The following is a 480-nucleotide window of genomic DNA, read 5'->3' as shown; positions in this document are numbered from 1 at the left end:
GAGCGGATCGCCGAGGCGGTCCACCAGGGCATGGCGGGTCAGCCGCTCGGTGATGGGTGAGCGGCAGACGTTGCCGGCGCCCTCTCCGCGGAGGAGCTGCGCAAGGTGGTCCCCGACCTCGAGGTGGCCAATTGACCGCCCCCGAGGGGCGTGGCATAGCGGGGCGGACCGACACCTTCCGCATCCTCCACGTCAGCACCGGCAACGTGTGCCGCTCGCCGATCACCGAGCGGCTGACCCGCCATGCCCTGGTGGACCGCCTCGGCGATCCGCTCAGCGGCGGCCTGATCGTGGAGAGCGCGGGCACCTGGGGCCATGAGGGCGCGCCCATGGAGGCCAACGCCGAGGTCGTCCTCGCCGACTTCGGCGCGGACGCCAGCGGCTTCGTCGGCCGCGAACTCCTCGACGAGCACGTCATCCGCGCCGACCTGGTCCTCACCGCCACCCGCGACCACCGCGCCCAGGTCATCTCCATGGGCC

General features: G+C 72.9%; 1 protein-coding gene. It reads left to right on the top strand.

Translation table 11 applies throughout. The features are described from left to right. Nucleotides 1-131: 131 nt before the first annotated feature. On the top strand, nt 132-480 hold a 349-nt coding region (locus AB0C16_RS40475), incomplete at its 3' end, for a low molecular weight phosphatase family protein (RefSeq protein ID WP_357691497.1).

It is taken from the genome of Nonomuraea sp. NPDC048916, from assembly GCF_040649575.1.
Taxonomy (GTDB): Bacteria; Actinomycetota; Actinomycetes; order Streptosporangiales; family Streptosporangiaceae; genus Nonomuraea.
The sequence above is the reverse complement of the archived record's forward strand: the minus strand, read 5'-3'. Positions and strand labels throughout refer to the sequence as shown.